Here is a 24,358-nt window from a genome sequence, read left to right on the forward strand (position 1 = left end):
AACTCAAAGACGGCCTCGGCCTGGACCACTTCGAAGGCCGCTCCTGGCTCGGCTGGCACCGCCACGTCACCCTCACCGCGGTGGCCCAAGCCATCTGCACCCAGCTCCGACGCACCCCAAAAGCCCCTGCGCAGGCCTGACCCTCTACGCAGTCCTGCGCGAACTCCAGGCCCTGCTCGCGGTCTGGACAGGTGTCTGCCACACCTGCCGACAACCCGTCCAGACCCGAACCCCACAACAGAAACCCCAGCTCAACAGCACCTAACAAAGCGCTACTAGTCTCTGCGCAGCACACAACCAGAGCGGATCAGGAAGGGCTGAGGTTCAAGTCCTCCTGGGCCCACAACAGGTTAAGGCCGGTCTCCCAAGTGCGGTTTGGTGGTGGTAGACCAACTCCGTAACGGCCGACAGCGACGCTTGCCCGGCCTATGCCGAGGAGAACTGGAAGACCGCATCGAATCGAATGGCGGTTGATACCGTACGGCGTATGTTGATCAACGAAGACCGCGGGCCCGGATTATGCGCGGGGAAGCTGGTGGTGAGCGCATGAGCTCGAACGGATGCCCGACCCTCGACAACCTCGACGACAGGTCGAGGGAATGGCTGTTCGACGCCGTGGACCTCGGGATGAAGTACACCGAACTGGACGAGAACGGCTTCGTCCCACTCGCGACGATCCTGGGCGAGGACGGGTCGAAGAACGTCTTGAAGCTCGTCGGTGACGAGAATGCCTCGTGGAGCCAGGAGGACGCGGTCGCGCTCGGCCGTGAGAAGCTTCGCGAGCTCGACGAGGATGCCCACTGCGTCACGTTGGTCTACGACGGCTACTTCACCGGCGACGGCGGGCGGACCGAGGCGGTGTTCGTCGAGGCGTACGAACTCGGTCGCCTGGCGGGCGTGCACATGTGCCAGCGGTACGAACGGCGCGGTGGCGGCGTCCGCCTCATCGGGAACCCGATGCTGCTCGACGACGAGAAGGAGCCACTGGTACCGCCGGACCGGCCCGCGGTGGAGTACCCCAACCTTGGGCCGGAGGCCAAGAGCTTCGCCCTCGAAGCGATCCAGCTCGGGCTGGAGCGCGCGGAGGCGGGAGATTTCCGCATCATCCCGTTCGCGACCATCCTGGGCGGCGACGGTTCGCGCGACCTGTGGCGCTTCGTCGACGACGAGGCGGACCCCACGGTGGGCGGGGGGCTGGACCTCGGGCGGCAGCGGCTGCTGTCGGTCGACAGGAGTTCGCACTGCGTCTCGCTGGTCTGGGGCGGCGACATGGAGCCCGACGACTCCCGGGGCGAGTTCTCCCCGACCGGTGTGGTGTTCGTCGAGTGCTACGAACTGGGACGTCCGGCCGGCGTGGTGCTGGCCCAGGCGTACTTGCGGGACGACGACTTCTTCGCATTGAGCGGGGGCGTGCAGGTTCTGGAAGAGGCGGAGCCGCTGGTACCGGCCGACCGGTTCGCCGACTTCCCCAACCTGGACGCGACTTCCGGTGACTTCACCTACGAGTTGGTCGACCTCGCGCTGGAGCAGGCGGCGGCGTACGACGCCGGTTTCCTGCCGTTTGCCGCCATCCTGGGCAAGGACGGTTCGCGCGACATCTGGCGCCTCGTCGACGACGAGAACAGCCCGACGGTGGAGGGCTGCGCGGCGCTGGCGCGGCAGCGACTACGCGAACTGGACGGTTCGGCCCACTGCGCAGCGCTGGTCTGGGACGGCTACATCACGTTCGAGGGCGAGGAGCAGACCGAAGCGGTGTTCGTGGAGAGCTTCGAACTCGGCCGCCCGGCCGGCGTGCTGGTCGTCCAGCGCTACGGGCGATATGACGGCGGATTCGACCGCATCGGTATTCCCGCCGTGTGCGACGAGCCCGGGCCGCTGGTGCCGCCGCGCCTGTCGGGCCGGGAGGCGGCCATCGCCAGGATCCAGGAACTTGCCGACCGGCAGAACCGATAACGAAGAGGTCGGAGCTCCAAGTCCTCCTGGGCCCACCCAAGGCCAAGGCCCGTCCCCCAGCAATGGGAAACGGGCCTTCGGTGTCTGACCGGCTTAACCGTCTGGATGCGATCTCACCGCGCACGACCACAACGGATGTGGAGATCGCCGGGCATGCCATCCCCACGGGCTCGCTCGTGCTCATTTCGCTTGCCGCCGCCAACCGCGACCTGGCCGTCATCGACGATCCCAAGAGGGCCGTACCGAGCGGCCTTCCGGGGTTGCCGTCACGCCGCTGCTGGTGTGCTCCGCATTTCCCGGCCCGCCGGGGCAGCGCGTCGGTAGAGGTGTATGGCGAAGGCGACGGTCCAGGCCCAGGTCAGTCCGAGTGGCGCGAAAAAGGCCAGTCGGACTATCGGGTTGTCGGTGCCGTTAGCGGCGGGGGCGAGTGGGTTGTGGGCCACGAGCATGGCGGTGCCCAGGATGGGGACGGCCGTGACCGTGAACCAGGCCCAGGCCCGGCGCCCTTCGGCGGCGAGCGACCACGCGATCACCAGGCTCGCTGCGGTGAGGATGACGTAGCCGCCCCCGCGTGCGGCTTGGTGCACGATGCCGTGCCAGGTGGTCTGCGCCATCTCCGCTGTTGTTCCCGCCGGGAAGCCGGGCTGCGGGTCCGAGGGGAAGATGCCGCCGACGATGATGGCGGCGCCGTACAGCCCGAGTAGTCGCGGCCCCCATCCGGCGAAGCGACCCGTGCGCAGTACCTGGCTCACACCGACCGCGAACAGCACTATCAGCACTCCGGTCAGGAGCCCGTTCGTCCTCTGCAGCCAACCGAGGTCACCGGTGGTCATCACGTTGAAGGTGTGCACTCTCGGGTCGAAGCCGTCGCGGGTCAGCCCCTGGATCAGCGTCACCGCCACGTACAGGGGACCGGCCACGACGCCGCACGCCAGCAGCACACGGGTTGCGCGTGCCGACCCCACCTGTTCCACCATGGAGTTCGTCATAGCGTCTCCTTCGCTATCTGTTCGGTCAGTGGTGCGGCGGGCGCGGCCAGTGCTGGGCCGCCGAGAACGACGGCGAACTGATATGAGGTACTCGTTCTCTTCCTGCGACGGGACGGTCTGATCCTGCCTGCCAAGCCCGTTTCCAGTCGTCCCGCGAACGTGGACAGTTCGCGCTGCCGCCGATGCTGTAGGCGACTACTGCGGACGCCGCCCGAGCCGCGGAACTACCGCATGTGCGGTAAGCGGCTGATCATCCGTGCGGAGGAGTCGCCCGCGCGAACAGCTGGCTAGGGTGCGGGTGTGAACAGGCGGCAGGACTAGCTGATCCTCGGGATGCGATCTCACCGATCGAACTCTCGTCTTGACCACGACGAAGCGATCATCAACTGCTCACCAGGTCACCTGCAGCGCGTGCAGACCGTACACGACGCTGAAGACCCGAAAGTCCACTTGCTCGTGCGGATCGGCCAGGGCGAGGTCGGGGAAGCGCCGTAGCAGGGCGGGGGAGGCTGTGTCAGCCTTGGCCGGCGCGCAGGCGTGCGACAGTTCGCCCACAAAGACGACACCTCGCGGAACGTCTATTTCGGTGGCCGCCTCGGCGCGGCATATAAGGAGCTGACCTGCAAGTTCGGGTTGATGAAGATCCGCCGCGAGGCCCGCAAGCCGGGTTCCATGCCGTGGATCAAGGGCGGCCCGCGTCCTGAGCAGCTGGTCTCCGACGCACGGACGGCCGCGCGCCAGTACGCCAGTCGCACAGTGAGACCTTGGGCCGGGTTGTGATCATGAATGCGGCCACCGGGTAATCAACTTCAAGTTGTGTTGGGTCGTAAAGAAACCGCGGTGGCCGCATTCATGGGCGGTAGTTTTGATGACGCCTCGATCCGGGTCTGGCTGCGCGATCCTGCTTAATGATCCATGAGTGTCGCGCGCTGGAACTCCCACGGGTCGTGGGCGCAGAAGATGTCGACCTCATCCTTGTGTCGACGAAACAGCTCCCGAAGCTGGTGCAGGCTATTGAGACGTTGTTTCTGGTCGACCTGTGCGCTGTCTTGGATGAGTTGAAGTTCGGGATGGGGCCGAGGAGGGTCTGCTTCGACTTCGCCGTGATAGAAGTAAGCATCGCCAGCGTGTAGCAGCCAACCATTCGGCTGTCGTACTGCGACCCCGCTATGCCCTGGTGTATGGCCGGGAAGCGGGATCAACACGATGTCGTCCGGCAACCCTTCGAGGTTGGCGATACCTTCGAATCCCAACCAGCTGCCTTTGTGTGGTCGGGCTATTGCCAAGTCTGGGCCGTGCGCGCGGTGCGCTGCCATGAAGCGGTCAAAGCTGTCGTGATGATGCTCGGCGGTGGGATCGCTAACCGCTCGGTATTCGGCCTCGTGCACATGCACCGTGGCGTGGGGGAAATCGGGGAGCCCTCCGGTGTGGTCACGGTGCAGGTGAGTGAGCACGATATGCCGTACGTCATCGGCGTCGAATCCGAGCCGAGCGATCTGACCTACCGCGGTTCGGTCCGCGTCGAGGACCGGATCGGCGAAATCCACCCAGTCCGAACCGAGTCGTTGGCGCGGACTTCGCATGTCCTCCACGCCGAGACCGGTGTCCACGAGGACCAGCCCGTTGCGGTCGGTCTCGATCAGCAGGCAGTGGCAGACCACCCGTGCGGGCGGCAACCCGCTTTCGACCGGAGCGATCATCCGCAGCGATCCGCAGTCGAGATGATGGACACGCACGGTGGATACTCCTCTGTTGCAAGACGTAGCGTTGGCTGTCGAGCAGGACGTTAGGAGGCACGGTCGTGGCTCACCAAACGGTTAGCTACCCCAAGGACGGGCCGCTGGGCACCTGCTTGGGGCCGGTTGTCGAACCCAACCCCAACTGCCCCGTCGAGATCACCCTTGCCGCGCTGCGCGGACGCTGGACCCCGCTGGTACTACTCGAATTCCTTCGCAACGGCGAACTGGGTTTCTCCGAACTCGCAGGCGCCCTGCCCGGGCTTTCCGACAAGGTGCTTTCGGAGAGACTGAACCAACTGACCGATGCGGGTATCGTCGAACGCCACCGCACACCGTCGTGGCCCCCGCGAGTCAGGTACACCCTGACCGAGCGCGGCCGAGACCTGGCTCCAGTGCTGGAAACCCTGTGGTCCTGGGGCACTGCCCAGAATTCCTAGTACTGGGCCAACCGCTTTCCGGAGAACGCCACTCAAAGGGGCTTCCCGCAATATTCGCAGCAACCTCGACGGCTGGCGGAAAGTCGCGTCGGATGATTGATCAACTCGCTGCGGGCGCAAGTCGCCGACGCAGATTTGGCGAAGCTCGTCGGTCTCAGGATTGGTCGTCGAAGCGGACGAAGGAACGCAGCGTGCCGGGTCCGTAGTCGCGGATCTCGGCGTAGCCCAGGCTCTCGTAGAAGGCGCGTTGGCCCGGCTCGTCGTCGGTGAGCAGGACTTTCTGCCGGACGTTGCGATAGCGGTCGAGCACCGCCCGCACCAGGGCGCGGCCGATCCCGCGGCGTTGTGCGTCCGGGTGTACGAGAACGTCCTGGAGGTAGCAGATCGTGGCCCCGTCGGACATCGCTCGGGCGAGGCCGACCAGCTTCCCGCCTTGGCGGGCGGTCACCACGTAGGACGACCCGGCCACACCCGCCTGCAGCAAATCCGGCGAGTCGGTGTAGGCCGACCAGCCCACCGCCTGGTAGAGCGCCAGCAACTCGTCCACCGGTATCTCCGGCTCCGGTCCGATCGCAGGCGCGGTGTCGTCCACGGCCTGATCTTCGCATACTGCCCACCGGCGTGATCGTGATCAATATCGAAGTCCAGGATCTCCTTTCGCTTGGCCCGCTTACGATTCCCTCGACCGGGACCAGACCGGATACGTTTTCCAGCTCGCGCACGGAGTTACGTGCGCGAGGGAGGAGTCAGGGCTTCGTGAGCGCATACATCGATGGTTCCGTTCCGGACGCCCGTCAGGCCCCGGTTGTCGTGTTCGAACCGCGTGGTGACCGTCCAGCCCGGGAAGAACCACTGATCGCGCCGGTGCTCAGGTCGTTGGCCCGAAAGAGACGACTGGCCCTGGTGATACCACCGCTGTTTCTCGCGATCGTGGTCCTGCCGTTTCTGTTCCCTGGCCGTTCCGACCTGGGCGCGCTGCCCGTCCTGTCGGTGACGGGCGGCGCGGTGGCCTTGCTCTTCGCGACCTACAACTGGTGGCATTCGCGCCCGGCGGGCTGGAAGAAACTGCTGGAACGGCCGATACGCCGGGTCGAGTTCGGCGCGGCCGATATCCGTACGACGCGGTGGACCGCATGGCTACGCGTCGTCGTGGGGCCCGATGAGCTGTGGATCAGGACCTGGATGGTGCGGCTGGTCGGGTCGTTTGCCGCGCGCAAGGGCTACCTGTGGGTCCTGGGACCTTATTCAGGCGGACGTGTGCTCGTCTTCCTGCCTGGCTTGATAATCCCCGCTTCCGCCCGGCTGCGGCGGACACCCGCGCGCGACGCGCGGCCGATTGCCCCGATGCCCGGCGTACCCAGTGCGCCGAAGGACGATCCGGTACTGGTGGCCATGGTTCGGTTCAATCGACGCTTGCTCCTGGGTATGGTCGCGCTGCTTCTGGCGGCCGTCGGCTGGCTGATCGCGTCCTATGGCCCGGACCTGGTCGGTGATCCGCCCCGCGGCCGGGAAACATTCGTTCGGGCAGGCATTTTCATGGCCGTGGTCTGGGTTGCCTTGGTCTGCGTGGCTCTCGTGAGGCTGCCGCTGATCAGTCGGGTCGCGCACGCGAGGGGTTGGACTCCGGTTCGCGTCGCGTTCGACGGTCCCATGCGGGAGGGCGCCACCAAGGTCAACCTCGCGGGAAGGGTATGGCTGCCCGATGGAACAGAACGATCCGTGCGGTTGCGCGCGGTCAATGTCGGCCTGGCCGCGAGCATGCAGGCATCGGGAGTGCTTTGGGTGATCGGGGCTCCTCGTGCGTACGGTTCCCTCGCCGTCGGCGTGCCCGGTCACCCGCTGATCGGTTTCGGGGCGGTCAGACGGAAACGGAAGGCGTCCTAGCCGGTTTCGCGGACGCGTGAGCGTGACGACGGGGCGTCCTCCCTTGAGCGCTGGGAGGGCGCCCCGTCCAGCTCACCAGGTCTTGCCGGCCTGCGTGCGGTACGTGCGGTTGATGCGGTTGAAGAAGTTGGCCAGCGCGATGTTCAGGACGATCGCGGACAGCTGCTTCTCGTCGAAGTGGGCGGCGGCTGCTTCCCAGATCTCGTCGGTCACGCCTGGCGCGCTGTCCTGGATCCGGGTGGCGGCTTCGGCCAGCGCGAGCGCTGCCCGCTCCTGCTCGGTGAAGAACGGCGTCTCGCGCCACGTGACCACGTTGTGCAGCCGCTCCTCGGTCTCGCCGTGCTTCTTGGCCGACGCGACCCCGGCATATACGCACGGGCTGCACCCGTTGATCTGGCTGGCCCGCAGGTGGACCAACTCGAGCACGAGCGGGTCGACGCCACCGGCGTGAATCGCCTTGTTGAGGTGCTGAATCGCGGTCATCAAGTCGGGACTCACCGGGCCCTGCGTGCGTGCTTCCATTGGTCTTGCTCCTCCATCGGTTACCTGTGCCCGTTCGAGCACGTCATCACCCATGACGGAGCAGAGCCGAGGAAGGTAACAACATGTCCGAGACCAGCCCGATGGACCCGGTGGCCGAGGCGTTCGAGGCCCAGCGCGACCGGCTGCGCGCGGTCGCCCACCGCATTCTCGGATCGCACGCCGACGCCGAGGACGTGGTCCAGGAGGCCTGGCTGCGGCTCGCCCGCCAGGACGCGGCGACGATCGACAACCTGGCGGGCTGGCTGACCACGGTGGTCGGCCGGATCAGCCTGGACGTCCTGCGGTCGCGCCAGCGCCGTTCCGAGGCGTCCTACGACGAACGACTGTCCGAGCTCATCGTGACGCCCGACGACGGCCCTGCGCCGGAGGACGAGGTGGCGCTCGCCGACTCGATCAGCCTCGCGCTGCTCGTCGTCCTCCAGTCGCTCGGGCCGAGCGAGCGCTTGGCGTTCGTGCTGCATGACCTGTTCGCGGTGCCGTTCGACGAGATCGGCCAGATCCTCGGCAAGTCCGCCGATGCCGCCAAGATGCTCGCCAGCCGCGCCCGGAAGAAGGTTCAGGTGACCGAGCGGCAGACGGGCACCAGGCGGGAGCAACGAGAGGTGGTCGAGGCCTTCCGTGCGGCCGCGGCCGATGGCGATTTCGAGGCGCTGCTGCGCGTACTCGACCCGGAAGTGAAGCTGACCATCGACACTCCGGGCGGGCTGGTCGTCAGCATCGGCGCGACCAGGATCGCCACCGGCGCGCAGATGTTCTCGGGCGCGGCCGCGCGGTACCGGGCGGTGCTGGTCAACGGACTTCCCGGGATCGTCTCCTGGCGCGCGGACGGAACGCCGCTCTCGGTCTTCGCGTTCACCGTCGTCGACGGCCGCATCGTCGACATCGCGGCGGTGACCGACCCGGCCAAGCTCGCGTCGGTGGAGCTGCCGGATCCGGAGTGAGTGCGCCACGTGTCGCGTCATGAGCCGGGTAGCGACCGCCGCACGAAATCGGCGACCAGCGCGTCGAGATCGACGTCGTCCAGGACACCGGGCAGCGTGAGGTGCTCCAGGATCAACCCGGTCATCGCGTAGTACAGCAGCACGGTCGTCAGATCGTCGCCCGGCAGGTTGCCCGCACGGCGACCCTCGACGTTGGCGTTGAGGTTGTCTCGCAGCGTCTTCGTCAGTGTGTCTCGCAACTCCGGGCGTCGCGTGGCCTCCAAACGCAGTTCCAGGAGTGCGAGCCAGCCCGCGCGATCGTCGGAGATGCGGTGCAGCAGTAGGTGCATGAACTGGGTGAGCAGCGCCGCGGGATCCCGTTCGGTGCCTTCGGCGGGGTCGACGGCCACCCGCAGGTGGATGCGCGCGGCGGCTTGGTTGAGCAAGTCGTCGCGGTTGGCGAAGTAGTTGGATGCGGTGCCCTTCGGCACACCGGCCTCGGCGTCCACGGCGCGGAACGTCAGCCCGCGCGCGCCGTCCCTGGCCAGTACATCGATTGCCGCGTCGACGAGTGTCGTGCGCCGTTGTGGGTTGGTGACCACAGAACCTCCCGTGTCGTAGACCACTTTGACAAGCACTGCGTACATAGTACTACAGTTGAAGTACTTCAAACGGAGTGGTTGAACAGTGCTTGACCAAGGAGCCCCATGCGAAAACTGACCTACCTCGTGGCGTCGACCATCGACGGCTACATCACCGGCCCGGACAACGGGAATCCCGACTTCTTCCTGATCGAAGGCGACCATGCGCAGCCACTGCGCGACGAGTTCCCCGACATGCACCCCACCCACGTTCGCCCGCTGCTCGGGTTGGACGGTGTGCCGAACAAGCACTTCGACACCGTCCTGCAGGGCAGGGGCAGCTACGAGATCGGGCTTCGAGTGGGCATCACCAACGCCTATCAGCACCTGCGCAGCATCGTCTTCTCCACGACCATGACCCAGAGCCCCGACCCGACCGTCGAGTTGGTGCGCACCGACCCCCTTGCCAAGGTGCGTGAGCTCAAACAGGAGGACGGCATGGGCATCTGGCTGTGCGGCGGTGGCAAGCTCGCCGCCGCCCTGCGGTCCGAGATCGACGAACTCGTCATCAAGCTGAACCCGGTCGTGGCGGGCGACGGCATTCCGCTGTTCAACGGTGCGGGCTTCGCGCCCGAGCGGTACGACCTCACGGACACCAAGCCCTACGGCAGCGGCGTCGTCGTCCTCACCTACCGCAAGCGTGTCGTTTGACCTCGTAGTAGGCATCGCCCTCGTTCTGTGAAGGCTGTTACTAGTACGGCGTTCACTCCTGCCGCCTGATCTAGCCTTCGTAACGAAAGGTTCAGAAATGAAGGAAGTGCGGGATGTTCGGCCGACGACGCCGGAGAACGGCGCGGAGTGGCGGGCCGGTCGCGTTTGACGCCGCGGCCGGCCTGCTCACCGCGCGGGTGCGGGACGAGAACGGTGCGGCGCTCGCTGGGGCCGTCATGGTCATGCGGCACCGGCGGACGCAGCGGCAGACCACCGTCACCGCCGACGACTATGGACTCGCCGTGAGCACCGTCCCGGCGGGGACGTACCTAGTGACTCTCTCCGCAACCGGCTACGGCGAGTTGACCTGCACGGCGGACGTGAGCAGCGGCGATCACACCTCGCTCGGCGACGTCGGTCTCCAGCCGAACCAGGACCGCCGGTTGCCGGAACCCGGGCAGTGGGTGCTCGATCCCGACCACAGTTCGATCCTCTTCGTGGCCCGCCACATCGGCCTTACCCAGGTGCACGGGAGGTTCACCAGGTTCGGCGGGGTGATCGACGTCGGCGAGCGGCCCGAGCGGTCGTCGGTCGACGTGGTGATCGATTCGGCGAGCATCGACACCGCGGCCAAGAAGCGCGACGAACACCTGCGGTCGCCCGACTTCCTCGACGTGACCCGCTTTCCGCGGATCCACTTCCACGGCAACCGTTTCCGCCGGGCGCCGGGCGACCGGTGGCTCATCGACGGCACCCTGAGCCTTCGCGGTGCGAGTCGCGGTGTTCAACTGGACGCCGGGTATCTCGGCCTGCGTGCCTGGGACGGTGAGCGGCTCGGCGCGGTCGCCAAGACCCAACTGCACCGGGAAGACTTCACGATCAACTGGCAGCAAACGCTCGCCAAGGGGCTGGTCGTGGTCGGCTCGACGATCGAGGTTCTGGTCGACATCCAGGCCGTCCGCCGCGCTTGACGTCGGAATTGTTTGGTTCCACGTGGAACGACCGGGCCACTGATGAACCGGCTGTGACCGTAGCCGATTCGTGGCTGTTGCTGGCTTACCCAGCGCCTTCACGAAAAGGCCCGCTCCCAGCGAATCGGCCCGGAGGCCGTGCAGTAGCATCGGGTAGTCAGGCCGAACCGTCGAGGAGGGGCTCAAGGTGAAGAAGCTGCTGGCGCTCGCAGTCATCGCGGGTGGAGTGCTGTTCGTGATCAAGCGCAACAAGGACGCGAAGGCCGAAGCCGACCTCTGGCGCGAGGCGACCGCTCCGACCGGGAAGTCCTACAGTGGCGTCTCGGCCAACGGAAGCGCTCCGGCCAAGGCCGCGGAAGCGCGCAAGAACTGAGACCTGCGGGCGGCAACGCCCGTCACGGGGCTGTAGCTCAATTGGTAGAGCACTGCCTTTGCAAGGCAGGGGTCAGGGGTTCGATTCCCCTCAGCTCCACTCGATCTTGGGTGTCGCCTGTTCGGCGGGCACGCCTTCCGTGGTGGCGATCATCGTCGTGTCTTCTGGGGCCAAGCCCCCAGACCGAAGCCGGGGCAAGCCCCGGTTTCGGGATTGTGTCCGTTGAGTGGTCGGGCGGGATGCCCAGGCGATCAGGCGGGATATGCAGCTTCGGCGCGATCGACCGCGGCTCAGGCAGGCTCGGCGTGAGCTTGCCTTTCTCCTTCTTCGATACCTATGACTGACGTTGAGTGGCGAGCCTGCATGAGGCTGATCAGTTACTGTGCTGACGCACTGGCGAGTTGGTGGCCGAGTCCGAAATGGGATACAGGTGCGCGTCAGCGCGCTTGTCGTAGTGGATCCGTACTGTGCCCGCACTATCCGTATCGGACTTGCCGTCGAGGTGTTCAAAGTAATGGTGGTGTGTCAACCTTTTGACGGTTGACGCCGCTAGGGTGTGCTTGCGTGATGGATAATCTCGCGCGCGTATGCATTCGAACTTCGGGAGAACTGGTCCGACAATGCACATCGAAGAAAAGGATCGACCTTGGTGAAGGTGATGAAGACAAGGATGGCTTGGTTGAAGTTTTGGCCTGGTAGGCACCGGGGTGTCCGGGTTGGGGTCGTGGCTGCGGCTGTCGCTGCGTGCGTGCTGGGTGCTCCTCCCGCTGCCATGGCCTCCGGCGCCGACTTTTACAAAGGGTGCCGCAACTCCGACGTTTCCTGTCAAGATGGTGTCCGGGTTACTGGCACCATAGGCCCGTTCAACCGCTGCGGCACAGCGGGGTCGAGTGTCGGTAGCACTGAGGTGTGTATCCGGTACGACGGTGACGTTGTGTACGTGAAAGACGGAGCGGCCGACGGACACTCAGCAATTGCACAAATCACAACCGCCAAGGGTGTGCCGTACAGATACTGCCGTAACCCATACGGGCATGGCACCTGGGCCAAGTGTGACTTCAATTGGCCCGAAAATGCTTGGAAGGAGTTCTCAGGCGGCAGAATTCTGGATTACAATAATGGCCACGTGTTGTATTTGGGGGGTTTTAATAACAACTGATGGTGTTGTATCCGTGTCGGTAAGGTCGGTGTGATCCGTTGTGTGTTTCGAGGATGGGGCGCATCGCTCGGCATGCTGGGGTCCGCGATTGCTGGTGTTGTTGACGTGCACTGGTCACGGGTAGCTCGCTACCGTATTACCCAGAGGATCCTGGGCCGGCGCATGGCCCCGCACATTTGGAGCGGGGGCCATGTGCACGGCCTGCACCGAAACGCAAGCTGCTCTCAAGTGGCCCTCGCTAGCCTGAGGTGATTTCTCGACAGCGTCGAGTGATTTCCTGAAAGGAATAGGGCCGCTCCTCGGTGATGGGCGGGTCCCCAAGTCGGGCACGGTTCGTGTTCAGCTCGGCGCGGACAGCTTTCTCGATACCTATGACTGGGTGGTGTTCGGGAGGTCAGCGGTTCCCTGTTGGGTCAAGCTGTTGTGCTGGCGGTACCAGCGGATCATCTCGCCAGCGTCATGGGTAGGTCGCACAGCGCAGAAGGCAACTGAGGGCTTGTCCTCCGTGTGACTCCGGCCGAAGGTGATGCCACCTTCTGTCATATTCGGCCACGTGTGCCCCACGCGTGCCCGTCGGGTCGGGACGGACCGGGAAACAACGGGGAATCTCGGGTGGACGCAGCTGGTCACGGGCGTGTTGGGTATGCGCATGTCACGCGGTGTATGGGTATGGACCTTTGCAAGGCAGGGGTCAGGGGTTCGATTCCCCTCAGCTCCACAGGATTTGACCCATGTCGGCATCGGCGCCCCGTCGGCGAGTGCCGTTGGCCAGGGGGACGTACCCGGCCCTGGTAGCTGGTATGAACCGCTAGACGCGAAATGTAGCCGACAGTGGCGATGTTCCTGTCTCGCATGGACTGACTATTCGTGCGTGGGTGAGTCAGCCGTTTCACGCAGTGCCGCCAGTGCGGCGAGCAGCGCGGGATGGCCGGAACTCCCACGTCGCGTACATGTGACGAACCGACGAGAGGGCACCGGCGCGCCATGTAGTGGTAGGCGCGCGACGGCGTGCTTGGACGGGATCGGGACCAGTCTCGGCAGTAGGCAGACTCCTAGCCCTTGTGCGACGAATGCCGAGACGGCGTACCACTCCTTCACCTGGTGCGTGACGTGCGGGGTGAATCCCGCCGCCGCGCAGGCCGCGGCCAGCAGGGGGTAGGTGTCGTTGTGGTGCGACTTGACGATCCACTTCTCGCTTGCGGCCTCGGACAGTCCCACGGCCTCCCGCCGCGCCAGTGGATGAGATCGAGCCACGAGCAGGTCCTGCGGGTCGTCGAACAACGGGTGTTGCTCGAAGCGCGGATCGGTCACGGGCGGCGCGTGCGGGGTAGGCAGGACGACGGCGAGGTCGGCCTCATTGCCAAGGAGCAGCTTGTAGCAGTCCGCGCTTTCCTCCTCGATGACCCGCACCTCGAGCCGCGGATGTGAGGACGCCAGCCGGGGCAGTGCCGGCGCTACGAACGCGGCCAGCGCGGAGGACACTGCACAGATCGTCACCAAGCCGGACACCTGATGCGTGTGGACGGCGAGGTCAGCTCGCGCGCGTTCCCACTGGGCGTGCAGCACGCTGGCGTGTTCGAGCAGCACTCGCGCAGCGGGGGTCAGCCGCACGTTCCGGCCTTCATGCTTGAGCAGTTCGACGTTCAGGTCGCGACCCAGTTGCCGCAGCTGATGCGATACGGCCGACGGGGTGAGGTGCAGGGCGGCTGCGGCAGCGGTGACCGTCCCGTGCTCGGACAGGACACGAAGGACACGAAGCCGCCGTAGGTCAATCATTGAGCCAACGTTAAAGGGTTCCGTTGAAAACCGTGAGATGGACGCTCGCGTCATTCGCGGGCAACCCTTGGGGTCGTGGGTGAGCGTGGCGCGCCTCTTCTGATCCTCGGCAGTGTGTTGAGCATCCAGTTCGGTCAGGCGCTGGGGAAAGACCTCTTCGGCGCGGTCGGGCCGTGCGGTGTCGTTGCGTTGCGGCTCGGCATCGCCGCAATGCTGATGCTGTTGGTGTACCGCCCGACCCCGCCTCGGCGTCGGTCGGAGTGGGCGCTGATTCTGGGCTTCGGAACCGCCATTTCGGGCATGAACGTCATCTACCTCGCTCTTGGGCACCTACCGCTGGGGCTGGCGATAGCACTGCAGCTCCTCGGCCCCATCACGCTTGCGGTCCTCACCTCCCGGCGCTTGCTCGATCTGGCCCTTGCCCTGCTGGCCGGGTTCGGCGTGTGGCTGTTCCACGTGCCGGGCAGCGCGACCACTTCCGTCGCCGGCGTCTTGCCGGCGCTGTTGTCCGGGGCGGCAATGGCGGCATACCTGCTGCTCAGCAAGCAGGCGGGGGCGCGTAGTGCGGGTGGGTCACCGCTGGCGCTCGCGCTGTGCTGGGCGGCGTTGCTCGCGGTGCCACTGGGCATCGCGGAGAGCGGGCCTGCCCTGCTCAACCCCGCGATCGTTGGACAGGGTGCGCTCGTCGCCGTGCTCTCAGCCGTTCTCCCGTACTCGCTTGAGCTCGCCGCACTGCGTCGCATGTCACCGCGCACCGTGGGGATCCTGCAAAGCCTTGAACCGGCGATCGCTGGACTGGCCGGAACCTTGATCTTGCACGAGGTACTCAACCCATGGCAGTGGATGGCCCTGGCTTGTGTAGGCGTCGCCAGTGCCGGCACCGTGACCGGCGGCCAGCGGGCAGATCGAAGCGTGGGGGACAGACGCCGGGGGCCGAGTGGGACAGGTGGCCGCATTTGACGACGCCGCGGCATTCGTGCTGAGTAGCGTCGTCGTCGTGAGTCTGCCAAGTGGGCCTCTGGAGCCGGTCGAGGAATCCTGGTCGAGTGCGCTCGCGGTGGTCGCCCACCCCGACGACTTGGAGTACGGGACCGCCGCGGCCGTCGCCCGCTGGACCGGGCAGGGTAAGCGGATCGCCTACTGCCTGGCCACCAGCGGCGAAGCCGGTATCGACGCGATCGAGCCGGAGCGATGCGGTCCGTTGCGTGAGGCCGAGGAGCGCGCGGGCGCAGCCCTGGTCGGGGTGGACACGGTCGAGTTCCTCCACCATCCCGACGGCATGCTCGAGTACGGGCTCGACCTGCGGCGGGACATCGCGCGCGCGGTGCGCAGACACCGTCCGGACATCGTCATCACCGGCAATCACCACGACACCTGGGGACCGGGCGCCCAAAACCAGGCCGACCACATCGCGCTGGGGCGGTCGGTGATCGACGGGGTCCGCGATGCCGCCAACCGGTGGGTGTTCCGCGAGCTGCTCGACGAAGGGCTGCCGCCGTGGCGCGTGACCCGCGTCCTGGTCGCCGGCAGTCCGCTGGCAACACACGGCGTCGACGTGACCGACACCTTCGACCGCGGCGTCGCCTCGCTCAGCGCGCACGGCGAATACCTGCGCGGCCTCGGACAGGACGTCATGAGCGACCCGCGCGAGTTCCTGGAGTCGTTGGCCCGACCGGTCGGAACCCGAATGAGTACGCGCTACGCCGTGTCCTTCGAGGTAATCAGCCTCTGATCCAACGACGTGGATCACACCGCGGCTCTGTCGTCGAGTGCGCGCATCCGATCGAGTGAGCGTTCGTCCCGGCACTCGCTCGGTGCGGCGTGGCCGGATAGTCAGGGTGCGGGGCAGGTGGTGTTCGGTGGTGGGACGGTCCCGTCGATGAAGTAGCGGTTGACCTGCGGGATGACGCAGGGGTTGCCGAGGCCGAGATATTGGCCGTGTCCGATGCCGTCCACGGTGATGGTGGTGGAGTTCGGCACCTGGTCGACCACGGCGCGGGTGTTGCGGATGTCGCCGATCGCGGCGGCGCCGACGATGGGCGGCAGGCCGCTGCCCGGGAGCGGAGCGCGCGGATTGGCCACGGGTTGGGGCCACCCGATGCAGATGGAGTGGTACGCCGGGCGTTCCGCGGGGAAGTCCGGGGCGAGTCGCTTTCCGGCCGCAACCGCGGACTGCTGGGCGGAATAGTCGGAGTAGAGGTCGCCGTCCGCGCATTCGGTGGCGGCGGAGGACGGCGGGAACACCGGCTTGAAGCCGGGGATGGCGCGCGCCGGCCCGGTGATAGGCAATGCGTCGCCGTGCCGCGCGGCGTCGATCGCGGTGGCGAATTCCGCGAATCGTGCGCTGGCCAGGAACGCCCCGGCCGTGCGGATCATGTCGTCGCCGGAGTAGGAGACGGCGGGGTCGCTGCCCGGCACGGGCACGGGGACGCGGTTGGCATTGGCGACCAGTTTCCGCCACACGGCGTGGACATCCTCGCTGTGCAGCGCGCACCCGGCATCGCCGGCGCACCAGTCGGCGAACTGGGAAAACAGTGCCTCCAGTTCGAGGTTGTGCATGGCGTCGTCGGCATTGATATCGGTGACGTGGTTGACGACGCTGTCTAGGTAGATCGCGCGCACTCGGTCCGGGAACAGCCGCAGGTAGGTGGTGGCGACGACCGCTCCGTAGGACTGTCCGATGAAATTCAGTGCCGGCTCGTCCAGCGCGGCCCGGATAGCCTCGAGGTCCCGGGCCTGCTGCCGGGAATCCAGGTGGTCGAACAACTCTGGGTCCACCGCCCGGCAGCGCTGGTAGGCGGCCTGGTTGGCGCGTGCCTTCGCGTCGTAGTCGGCTCGGTTGCGCGGCAGGGAGAACGGGATGCCGTCCTTCTCGCATGCCTTCTCCTGCGCTTCGCCTCCCCAGGTTCCCGACGCGCCGCGCGGGTCCCAGGTGGCCACGTCGAACCGCGCGCGTAGCCCGGCGAGGTTCGGCGCGTACCGCGGCAGGGTGGGAATGTTGGCGGGACCGGGGCCTCCCGCGTTGTAGACCACCGTGCCCAGACGATGCTGCGGGTCGGTGTTCTTCAGCCGCCCCAACCTCATGGTGATGGTCCGGCCGCTCGGGTGATCCCAGTCGATCGGGACCTGGATCTGACTGCATTCCATGCCCACCGGATCGCCCTGGCCAGGACATGGTTCCCAGTGCAGACCGGCGCTCGCGGAAGCCCGGGGCTGGGTCGCGACCAGCACGCCGGCGATCGCCGCACCCGCGGCAGCCAACACGGCGGCCGATGTCCACACCCGGTGAGTTGTCACGTCCGACTCCTTCTGCGCTGCACGGGATCCCTGGCCGGCTTCGCTCACCGGCCCGACCTGGCCACGTTGTCCTGAAGGGCCAGTGGTGCGCATCTGCCTTCGGGCATATTTCGGCTCCAGAAGGTGGCGCGTCCGCTCCTCGGGTCGGTCTCGGGGAGGATGTGGCCGGCTTGGCCGCGGGCCACCATGTCAGGCATGGATTGGGCGAGTGCACTGCGCGGGCCGCGGTCGGCGGCATGGCGCGGCTGGCGGCGGTTGCCGTTGCCGGGGCAGGACACGGTCGTGGCGGCGCTGGTCGCGGTGGCGTCACTGGCGTTGCCCATGTTGGACCTCGCCGCCGGCCGGCCCGGACGCGGCCTCGGACCGGTGTGGGCGCTGCTGGTGCTGGCCGCGTGCGCGCCACTGGCCGTGCGGCGGCGGTTGCCGTGGGGCGCCTGGGTCGCCTCGGCGACAGTGGTCACCGTCGGTGCGGTGGCGGGCCAGCCTCCGGCCGGAGTGGTGGCCGCGATGGTCGCGGCGGGGTCGGCGGCCTACCACTGTGCGCGGGCACGCGCGGCGCTCGCGGTCGCCTCGACGGGGTGGATGGTCGCCGTGATGCTGGCGACGGCTCCGGTGCCGAGTGCATCGGCCGCCGCCGCGGCAGCCGGTTCCGGGCTGGCCCCGGTGGCGCTCGGCCACGCGCTGCGCGCCCAGCGCGACCGGACCGAGCTGATGGTCCGGCTGCACCGGGCGCAGGCGCTGCGGGAACGGGCGGAGGAACGCGACCGTATCGCCCGCGAGGTCCACGACGTGGTCGGCCACCACCTCAGCGCGATCCGGCTGCGGGCCGTGGGTTGCCGCGGCCTGCTCGACGGGGCGGAGCAGGCCGCGGACAGCGCGCTCGGAACCATCGCGGAGCTCTCCGGGCAGGCGCTGGACGAGATCCGCCATCTCCTCGGCCTGCTGCACGAACCGCCGGGCGTGGCCACCTCACCGGGGCTGGCGGACCTGCCGCGACTGGTCGAACAGCTCTCCGCCGGCGGCCTGCGGATCACGCTCGTCGATGACAACCGCGGGTGGCGGTTGTCCGCCCGGATACAGCACTGTGCCTACCGAATCGTCCAGGAGTCGCTGACCAACGTCGTGCGGCACGCCAGTTTCCGCCGGGCGGAGGTGCGCGTCACCACCGACCGGCGAAGCCTGCGGCTGACCATCACCAACGACGGACCGGCACGCCCAGCGGACACCACTCCAGCCGAGGGCAACGGCATACGCGGCATGCGGGCACGCGCCGAATCCTTCGGTGGCACCCTGACCGCGGGCCCGCGGTTCCCCCGCGGCTGGCGGGTCCATGCCAGCATCCCACTGCCCACCGACGACCAATCCTTTCCGGACCAACCATGACAACCATTCGACTGCTGATCGCCGACGACCAACCGGCCACCCGCGACGGGCTGCGGGACCTGCTGTCCAGCCAGCCCGACATCGACGTCATCGGCGCCGCGACGGACGGCCCGGACCTGCTCGACCTCGCCCGCTACCGGCGCCCGGACGTCGTGCTCACCGACATCCGGATGCCCCGCATGGACGGGCTGGCCGCGATCCGTGAACTGGCCGCGCTCGAGCCCGCCCCGGCCGTGATCGCGCTGACCACCTTCGACATCGACGAGTACGTCTTCGGCGCGCTCCAGGCCGGGGCGGTCGGATTCCTGCTCAAGAACAGCGACCCGGGCCTGTTCGCCGACGCCATCCGCGCCGCGCACGCCGGTCAGGGACTGATCGACCCCCAGGTGACCCGCCGGGTCGTGCGCCGGTTCGCGGCCACGTCACCCCGGCCACCGACCCCGGAGATGTCCACTCTCACCCCACGCGAGACCCAGGTGCTGCGCTGTCTCGCGCAGGGAATGACCAATCACGGCATCGCCCAGAACCTGTCCATCACCACCGGCACCGTCAAAATCCACGTCGCGCGAATCCTCACGAAACTCAACCTCACCACCCGGGCCCAAGCCATCATCCAAGCCCACCGACACGGCCTGATCACCTGGCACGACCATTGACCCGCGGGCCGATAGCCTCCCTCGGAGCTGCCGTGGCAACCAGTCTCCCCGAACAGCACTATCTGCACAGCCGCGCGGCTCGGCTCGCCAGGAAGACCAGCGACAGCACAGCAGCTACGTAGCCGAGGCTGGTGTCTGGGCCGGCTGTGGCCAGAGCGCACGGACCCCACGTCGCAGCGCGTCGAGGTTGACGTCGCCAAGCATGGCCTGTCGCAGAATAGTGCCTTGCAGAGTGGCAAGCAGGATGTCCGCGATCTCCGTGGCTGGAGCCGTGACTGGGATCGCGCCTTGCTTCTGGTAGCCGTCGACGAGGCTGGCGAGTACGTCACGGACTGTGCGGAAGATCGGTTCGACCCGGTCCGACAGTGACCGGGAGCGAATCGATTCCGCCCATATCTGGACGAGTAGGCGGGCTGAATCCCGTTGGGCGTCCAGCGGCGCGCTGTGTCGGAACACCGCAGTCAGCGTCTCGTCCAGCGGCGGCAGCTGTTGCCTCTCCAGAAGCTGATCGAAGGTCTCGGTGACCTCGGTGAGCGCTTGCTCGCAGATCGCCGCGATCAGCTCGTCCTTCGAGGCGAAGTGGTTGTAGACCGCCCCGGGTGACATCTGTGCCGCGTCGACCACCTCCTTCATGGAGGTGGCGTGGAAGCCGTTGCGCAGGAAGCAGCCGCGGGCGCCGTCAAGGATCTGCTGGCGCCGGGAGGCCCAGCGTTGCGGGGTCAATCGAGGCATACGACCACTCTAAAACGAACGATCACTCGTTGTGTGAGTGAGTCGGCGCTGCTACGCTACAAAACGAACGAACGCTCGATTTGAGGAGGCTGTAGTGGGTGTCATGCTGGTCAAGCAGCGGGTGGTCGATATCGCTCGTTGGGCGCACTGGTTCTGGGATCCGAAGCTGGACGCCGCCCGCCGAGAGCATGGTTTGGTCGTCACCGGGACCTACCGGGCGGTGGACGAGCCTCATACGGTCGTAGTGGTGATGGACATGGCAAGCGCCGACTCTGCGCGTGCCTACGAGGCGTCGGCGACGCTTGCCGAAGCGCGAGAACGGTGCGGTGCGGTCGGATTCCCCGATGGCGTATGGATCGCGCCGACCGTCATCGAAAACCCGCATCGAAGGCCACGCAGTGAAGGTTCGGAGGGTTGAGTCCTTCACCCCCGGACCGTCTTTGCCGTCCAGGTTTTCGGCGCGCACTGCGTTCGCTCGTGCTGCCCACCGAGCCAGGCATGGCCTACATCGCGGGGGAAGCACGCGCCTGCCAGGCCGTGCGCCGCCACCTCATCCAGGAGCGGAACTGGCCACGGAAGGCCGTCACCGTCAAGGCGTTCCGGGCTCCGGGCAAGCGCGGCCTGGATTGACGGGTGCGGGCTGCTACAACATTCCCGCCGCGCGGAAGAGCCGGTCGTAGATCTCGCGGACGACCTGCTCCTTGCGCGCGTTGTAGTCCATGACGTGCCCGCCACCGGGGACCGCCGCCCGTTTCGCGTCTTCGTAGCGCGCGAGGTCTTCGGGATGGGCGCGCAGCCAGTCGCGGAACATGCGGTGCCGGATGGCCTCCGGGCAGTCCGGGCCGAACACGTGCAGGTTGACCCGGGGCTCGGCGAGCGTCAGGCACCGGTGCTCGTGCCAGGACGGCTCTCGAATGGTGAGGACGTAGCCGAGACGTTCGAGAGCGGGGACATACGCGTCCTCATTCCGAGGGTCGGCGACGGTGAGGTCGATGTCGATGACGTCCTTGGCCGCCAGCCCCTCGACGGAGGTCGAGCCGACGTGCTCGACGTCCAGGGCGACGTCGCCCAGCGCCGTGCGGATCGCCGTCGACAGGGTTTGGTAGCGGCGTGGCCATTCAGGGTTGTATGGGGCAATGGTGATCGTCGCGGGTGCGGGCGGCCCATTGACCCAGGGATTCTCGGACGGGTCGAAGTCGTGGTGTCGGGTGATCTCCTCAAAACTGGGCATTCGACACAACCTAGCGGTGCCCGGTGGAGACGTCGAACTATTTGCACGAACGCGGTTATGTCGTACGTCGATGCTAGGAAGGCGGAAACACCAGATCTGAGGGGAGTTCATCATGAACACGCAACTTCCCGCCGCTCGCGGGCCTATTCAGCAGGTGATCGCACCGTTTCCACAGACCGTTCCGGGACCGGCGTCGTGAGGTGCCTTCGCCGGGCGAGGGCAGGGCCGGTGTGGCGAAAGAGAATCTTGGCGCCGTTGAGTGTCATGTTCTTGTAGGCGATGGCCCGGCGTCCGGTGAGGATGCGTTGTTTCGGTGATTCGTCGGCATTGAGGAACTGGATGAGCCCGTGCTTTCGGCCCAGGCTGATGCACTCGTGGATATAGCGATAACGGAATGGCTCGGGTGCCCGGCCGGCCAGGCGGGCGGCGAGAATGTCGGCGACCTTGGGACCGGTGAAGCCACCGGTGCGGCAGCCCATCGCGAGCTCGCAACCCCACGGCCCCGGGACGGCGGCCGCGTCGCCGATGGCGTAAATGCCCGGATGGGAGACCGACTCGAGTGTCTCGTCCACCAGGACCCGGTCCTCGCCGTTGACCGCCAGGCCGCTGTCGCGGGCGAGTGTGGGAACCCGGAATCCGCCTGCCCACAGGCAGATATCGAACGGGATCCGGTCTCCGTCGTCGAGCGTCAGGTGGCCGGATTGCACCTCACGCACGCGCGACCCGGTTCGCACCGCGACGCCAAGGTGGTCGAACGTGCGCGCGAGATAGGTCTGTGCCTTGTCCGAAAGCCAGCCGCCGGGCGCGTCACGGCTGACGAGGGTCACGTCAAGAGCCGGGAAGAATTCGGCGACCTCGGCCGCGATCTCGATTCCGGTCAGCCCGCCGCCGCAGACCGCGACCCGGCCGGCCCGTTCGGCGACCGCCCGCAGCCCCGAACTCACCTCGGCGGCGACCTCCGTACCGACGAGGCTGCACGCGTTCTCGGCGACACCGGGCACGCTCGCGACGTCGACGTTGCTGCCCAATGCGTAGACCAGGGTGTCGAAGGAAACCACCTGGCTGCCGCTGCTTCCAGTGACGGTCACCGTCCGCCCCGCCAGGTCGATGCCGGTGGCCGAGCCGATCACCAGCCGGACCGGGGTGCGTTCGAGGTAGTCCGCGATCCGCACGATCTCGACCTGCTGTCCGGTCGCCATCTGGTGCAGGCGCGGGCGCTCGACGAAATCGGGAAAGGCCGTCACCAAGGTCACGGATACCTCGTCGTGGCGTACCTGGCGGGCGAGTCGCTTCGCTGCCGGCAGACCCGCGTAACCGCCGCCCAACACCACCACATCGTGCGTCATGAGGAACTCCTTGCGTGTATCGGACGCTGTCGGCCTCTAAGACGACGTTGGTGTCCCGGTGTGACAGGCAGGGGAGGAGCAACACGCCGGCGTTTCCGTTGAGAGTGGTGGCGAGTGGGCCTATCGCGTGGACCGGGACCGGCGCAGTGGGTGGTCGGGCCCGATCAACGGCGCCAGGTGCCCGAGCTTGTCCGGGTTGAGGATCGAGTGGACCGCGCGCACTCGGCCGCCCAGTATGTCCACGGACAGGACGTTGAGCAGGGCACCGGACGCGTCGCGGACGAGGGCGCCGGGCTGCCCGTTCACCGTCGCGCGGACCAGGTGCAGATCGAAACGCCTGATGGCCGCGGTCAGCGCCGCCAGCAGGCGCAGAACCCGGTCGCGCCCGGCCACCGGCTTGGGCAGCGACGGGCCCCGGCCACCGCCGTCACCGTAGGTCACGACGTCCGCGGCGAGCAGTTCGACCAAGCCCTCGAAGTCGCCGGTCTCCACGGCGGCGAAGAACCGCTCGGCGAGCGCCGTTCGCTGGTCGGGTGAAACTTCGAAGCGGGGCCGTTTCTCGTTGACATATCGCCGGGCTCGCGACGCGATCTGCCGGCAGTTGACCTCGCTTTTGCCGACGATTTCGGCGATGCGCGGGTAGTCGAAATCGAAGACGTCATGCAGCAGGAACACCGCGCGCTCAACCGGCGAAAGACGTTCCAGGACGACGAGGAAGGCCAGCGAGAGCGAGTCCGAGAGGCCGGCCTCCGATTCCTCGCCGACCATCGGTTCCGGCAGCCAAGTGCCGAAGTAGCGCTCCCGTCGGACCCGCGCCGAGCGGAGATGGTCGATGCTCAAGCGAGTCACGACCATCGACAGGTACGACTTCAGCGACTTGACGGTCTTGCCTTCGGCGCGCGCCCGATGGAACCGGAGGAACGCCTCGGAGACGATGTCCTCCGCGTCACCGACGCTTCCGGTGGTCTTGTACGCGATCGAGAACAGCAAGGGTCGTAGTTGTTGGTAGCCCTGGACATCGGGATCGGTCATCTGAACTCGAACTCATCGCGCGGGTCTGGTGTCCACCTTAAGACGAGATGGCCACACTCCTGTGTCCGGGCGTGTCCCCGCTTCAGACGAGCGAGTTCCCGCTTCAGACGAGCGAGTTCCCGCTTCAGACGGGCGTGTCCCCGCTTCAGGCCGGTGAGTTCCGGGTTCAAGCGGGTGAGTTCCGGGTTCAGGACCCGGCGCTACCACTGGTAGGGCAGGAACTTCCCGTCGAGGGTGACCACCACCCGGTCCCCGGCGGGGTCGGCCTCCCGCCTGACGTCGAGCCGGAAGTTGATCGCACTCATGATCCCGTCGCCGAACTGTTCGTGGATCAGCTCCTTGATGGTCGGGCCGTATACCTGCAGAACCTCGTAGAACCGGTAGATCGTCGGGTCGGTCGGCACGACGGTCTCCAGCGCACCCCGCATGGGTTGCAACTGCAGCGCAACCACGACTTCCGGCCCCAGCTCAAGGACTTCCGCAGCGGCTTCGGCTTCGTCCTTGCTCATCGGGTGCTGACCGAGCAGCGCCGCGGTGGTCCAGGACACCGGACGGCCCACCGCCTCGGCCAGCCCGGCCCAGGTCAGTCCTAATCGGACCTTCGCCGCCCGGATCTCGGCGGCCGCTTCCTTCTTGGTCATCATG

27 protein-coding genes, 1 tRNA gene and 1 pseudogene are annotated in these 24,358 nt (G+C 66.9%); 16 read left to right on the plus strand and 13 right to left on the minus strand.

Going from position 1 to position 24,358, the window contains the following annotated elements; genetic code table 11:
- Positions 1 to 140, plus strand: a pseudogene (locus A3CU_RS55570) (IS701 family transposase); the annotation flags it as partial.
- 406 nt (positions 141 to 546) lie between these two features.
- A complete protein-coding gene (locus A3CU_RS50990) occupies positions 547 to 1,953 on the plus strand; it encodes a hypothetical protein (protein WP_052371636.1) in 1,407 nt (468 codons plus the stop codon).
- Between the two features lie 266 nt (positions 1,954 to 2,219).
- Here the strand turns inward: A3CU_RS50990 and A3CU_RS44345 are convergent, their stop codons facing one another.
- A complete protein-coding gene (locus A3CU_RS44345; protein WP_052371637.1) occupies positions 2,220 to 2,942 on the minus strand; it encodes a DUF998 domain-containing protein in 723 nt (240 codons plus the stop codon).
- Positions 2,943 to 3,332: 390 nt separating this feature from the next.
- Positions 3,333 to 3,497 carry a hypothetical protein gene (locus A3CU_RS52310; RefSeq protein ID WP_211246404.1) on the minus strand — a complete coding sequence of 55 codons (165 nt, stop codon included), beginning with the start codon at positions 3,495 to 3,497 and terminating at the stop codon, positions 3,333 to 3,335.
- On the opposite strand from A3CU_RS52310, the gene A3CU_RS52315 reads away from it, so the two are divergent.
- Positions 3,480 to 3,722, plus strand: coding sequence for a hypothetical protein (locus A3CU_RS52315; protein ID WP_156960311.1), 243 nt, complete (start codon positions 3,480 to 3,482; stop codon positions 3,720 to 3,722). The genes A3CU_RS52310 and A3CU_RS52315 overlap by 18 nt on opposite strands.
- 125 nt (positions 3,723 to 3,847) lie before the next feature.
- Here the strand turns inward: A3CU_RS52315 and A3CU_RS0110785 are convergent, their stop codons facing one another.
- Positions 3,848 to 4,678: an MBL fold metallo-hydrolase gene (locus tag A3CU_RS0110785; RefSeq protein WP_027942293.1), complete on the minus strand. Its 831-nt coding sequence runs from the start codon at positions 4,676 to 4,678 to the stop codon at positions 3,848 to 3,850.
- 65 nt (positions 4,679 to 4,743) lie between these two features.
- On the opposite strand from A3CU_RS0110785, the gene A3CU_RS0110790 reads away from it, so the two are divergent.
- Complete coding sequence (locus A3CU_RS0110790) at positions 4,744 to 5,118, plus strand: winged helix-turn-helix transcriptional regulator (RefSeq protein WP_027942294.1); 375 nt, start codon at positions 4,744 to 4,746, stop codon at positions 5,116 to 5,118.
- Positions 5,119 to 5,272: 154 nt separating this feature from the next.
- On the opposite strand, the gene A3CU_RS0110795 is transcribed toward A3CU_RS0110790, so the two are convergent.
- Positions 5,273 to 5,710: a GNAT family N-acetyltransferase gene (locus tag A3CU_RS0110795; protein ID WP_084143199.1), complete on the minus strand. Its 438-nt coding sequence runs from the start codon at positions 5,708 to 5,710 to the stop codon at positions 5,273 to 5,275.
- A 164-nt stretch (positions 5,711 to 5,874) separates the two neighbouring features.
- Between A3CU_RS0110795 and A3CU_RS0110800 the strand changes: the two genes are divergently transcribed.
- The gene (locus A3CU_RS0110800; RefSeq protein ID WP_027942296.1) at positions 5,875 to 7,002 is read left to right on the plus strand and encodes a hypothetical protein; all 1,128 of its coding nucleotides are present in this window, start codon (positions 5,875 to 5,877) and stop codon (positions 7,000 to 7,002) included.
- A 72-nt stretch (positions 7,003 to 7,074) separates the two neighbouring features.
- Here the strand turns inward: A3CU_RS0110800 and A3CU_RS0110805 are convergent, their stop codons facing one another.
- A complete protein-coding gene (locus A3CU_RS0110805; protein ID WP_027942297.1) occupies positions 7,075 to 7,524 on the minus strand; it encodes a carboxymuconolactone decarboxylase family protein in 450 nt (149 codons plus the stop codon).
- 83 nt (positions 7,525 to 7,607) lie between these two features.
- On the opposite strand from A3CU_RS0110805, the gene A3CU_RS0110810 reads away from it, so the two are divergent.
- The gene (locus A3CU_RS0110810) at positions 7,608 to 8,486 is read left to right on the plus strand and encodes a sigma-70 family RNA polymerase sigma factor (protein ID WP_027942298.1); all 879 of its coding nucleotides are present in this window, start codon (positions 7,608 to 7,610) and stop codon (positions 8,484 to 8,486) included.
- 17 nt (positions 8,487 to 8,503) lie between these two features.
- Here the strand turns inward: A3CU_RS0110810 and A3CU_RS0110815 are convergent, their stop codons facing one another.
- A complete protein-coding gene (locus A3CU_RS0110815; RefSeq protein WP_027942299.1) occupies positions 8,504 to 9,067 on the minus strand; it encodes a TetR/AcrR family transcriptional regulator in 564 nt (187 codons plus the stop codon).
- Positions 9,068 to 9,172: 105 nt separating this feature from the next.
- Here A3CU_RS0110815 and A3CU_RS0110820 point away from each other — a divergent pair, with 105 nt between their 5' ends.
- From A3CU_RS0110820 to A3CU_RS0110835, 4 genes are all read left to right on the plus strand, one after another.
- Entirely contained in the window at positions 9,173 to 9,757 is a 585-nt protein-coding gene (locus A3CU_RS0110820) for a dihydrofolate reductase family protein (RefSeq protein WP_027942300.1), read from the plus strand.
- A 113-nt stretch (positions 9,758 to 9,870) separates the two neighbouring features.
- Positions 9,871 to 10,728, plus strand: coding sequence for a YceI family protein (locus tag A3CU_RS0110825; protein WP_027942301.1), 858 nt, complete (start codon positions 9,871 to 9,873; stop codon positions 10,726 to 10,728).
- Positions 10,729 to 10,915: 187 nt separating this feature from the next.
- Positions 10,916 to 11,101, plus strand: coding sequence for a DLW-39 family protein (locus tag A3CU_RS0110830; protein ID WP_027942302.1), 186 nt, complete (start codon positions 10,916 to 10,918; stop codon positions 11,099 to 11,101).
- A 26-nt stretch (positions 11,102 to 11,127) separates the two neighbouring features.
- Positions 11,128 to 11,200 (plus strand) — tRNA-Ala (locus A3CU_RS0110835).
- Positions 11,201 to 13,121: 1,921 nt separating this feature from the next.
- On the opposite strand, the gene A3CU_RS0110840 is transcribed toward A3CU_RS0110835, so the two are convergent.
- Positions 13,122 to 14,036, minus strand: a complete 915-nt coding sequence (locus A3CU_RS0110840) for a LysR substrate-binding domain-containing protein (RefSeq protein ID WP_027942303.1) — start codon at positions 14,034 to 14,036, stop codon at positions 13,122 to 13,124.
- 75 nt (positions 14,037 to 14,111) lie between these two features.
- Here A3CU_RS0110840 and A3CU_RS44350 point away from each other — a divergent pair, with 75 nt between their 5' ends.
- Entirely contained in the window at positions 14,112 to 14,996 is an 885-nt protein-coding gene (locus tag A3CU_RS44350) for an EamA family transporter (RefSeq protein ID WP_063628815.1), read from the plus strand.
- A 37-nt stretch (positions 14,997 to 15,033) separates the two neighbouring features.
- Entirely contained in the window at positions 15,034 to 15,768 is a 735-nt protein-coding gene (locus A3CU_RS0110850; protein ID WP_027942304.1) for a PIG-L deacetylase family protein, read from the plus strand.
- A gap of 101 nt (positions 15,769 to 15,869) precedes the next feature.
- Here the strand turns inward: A3CU_RS0110850 and A3CU_RS44355 are convergent, their stop codons facing one another.
- Positions 15,870 to 17,333, minus strand: coding sequence for an alpha/beta fold hydrolase (locus A3CU_RS44355; RefSeq protein ID WP_169739614.1), 1,464 nt, complete (start codon positions 17,331 to 17,333; stop codon positions 15,870 to 15,872).
- A gap of 195 nt (positions 17,334 to 17,528) precedes the next feature.
- Here A3CU_RS44355 and A3CU_RS44360 point away from each other — a divergent pair, with 195 nt between their 5' ends.
- On the plus strand, positions 17,529 to 18,716 hold the full coding sequence (locus tag A3CU_RS44360; protein ID WP_052371639.1) for a sensor histidine kinase: 1,188 nt from the start codon (positions 17,529 to 17,531) through the stop codon (positions 18,714 to 18,716).
- Positions 18,713 to 19,372 (plus strand): response regulator, encoded by a 660-nt coding sequence (locus tag A3CU_RS0110865; RefSeq protein WP_027942305.1) that lies wholly within the window; start codon positions 18,713 to 18,715, stop codon positions 19,370 to 19,372. The genes A3CU_RS44360 and A3CU_RS0110865 overlap by 4 nt, the downstream gene beginning before the upstream one ends.
- Before the next feature lie 114 nt (positions 19,373 to 19,486).
- On the opposite strand, the gene A3CU_RS0110870 is transcribed toward A3CU_RS0110865, so the two are convergent.
- Positions 19,487 to 20,104 carry a TetR/AcrR family transcriptional regulator gene (locus A3CU_RS0110870; RefSeq protein ID WP_084143200.1) on the minus strand — a complete coding sequence of 206 codons (618 nt, stop codon included), beginning with the start codon at positions 20,102 to 20,104 and terminating at the stop codon, positions 19,487 to 19,489.
- Between the two features lie 103 nt (positions 20,105 to 20,207).
- Between A3CU_RS0110870 and A3CU_RS44365 the strand changes: the two genes are divergently transcribed.
- The gene (locus A3CU_RS44365; protein ID WP_211246396.1) at positions 20,208 to 20,522 is read left to right on the plus strand and encodes a hypothetical protein; all 315 of its coding nucleotides are present in this window, start codon (positions 20,208 to 20,210) and stop codon (positions 20,520 to 20,522) included.
- A complete protein-coding gene (locus A3CU_RS50995; RefSeq protein ID WP_281174106.1) occupies positions 20,519 to 20,734 on the plus strand; it encodes an SIP domain-containing protein in 216 nt (71 codons plus the stop codon). The genes A3CU_RS44365 and A3CU_RS50995 overlap by 4 nt, the downstream gene beginning before the upstream one ends.
- A 13-nt stretch (positions 20,735 to 20,747) precedes the next feature.
- Here A3CU_RS50995 and A3CU_RS0110885 read toward each other — a convergent pair whose 3' ends face one another.
- The 4 genes from A3CU_RS0110885 to cynS form a co-directional block, all read right to left on the minus strand.
- A complete protein-coding gene (locus A3CU_RS0110885) occupies positions 20,748 to 21,335 on the minus strand; it encodes a GrpB family protein (protein WP_027942307.1) in 588 nt (195 codons plus the stop codon).
- 143 nt (positions 21,336 to 21,478) lie between these two features.
- Positions 21,479 to 22,681 (minus strand): NAD(P)/FAD-dependent oxidoreductase, encoded by a 1,203-nt coding sequence (locus tag A3CU_RS44370; protein ID WP_043840922.1) that lies wholly within the window; start codon positions 22,679 to 22,681, stop codon positions 21,479 to 21,481.
- A gap of 120 nt (positions 22,682 to 22,801) precedes the next feature.
- The gene (locus A3CU_RS0110895; RefSeq protein WP_027942308.1) at positions 22,802 to 23,713 is read right to left on the minus strand and encodes an RNA polymerase sigma-70 factor; all 912 of its coding nucleotides are present in this window, start codon (positions 23,711 to 23,713) and stop codon (positions 22,802 to 22,804) included.
- Between the two features lie 200 nt (positions 23,714 to 23,913).
- The gene (gene cynS, locus A3CU_RS0110900) at positions 23,914 to 24,357 is read right to left on the minus strand and encodes a cyanase (protein ID WP_043840923.1); all 444 of its coding nucleotides are present in this window, start codon (positions 24,355 to 24,357) and stop codon (positions 23,914 to 23,916) included.
- Position 24,358 lies beyond the last annotated feature (1 nt).

It is taken from the genome of Amycolatopsis taiwanensis DSM 45107, from assembly GCF_000519205.1.
GTDB lineage: Bacteria > Actinomycetota > Actinomycetes > Mycobacteriales > Pseudonocardiaceae > Amycolatopsis_E > Amycolatopsis_E taiwanensis.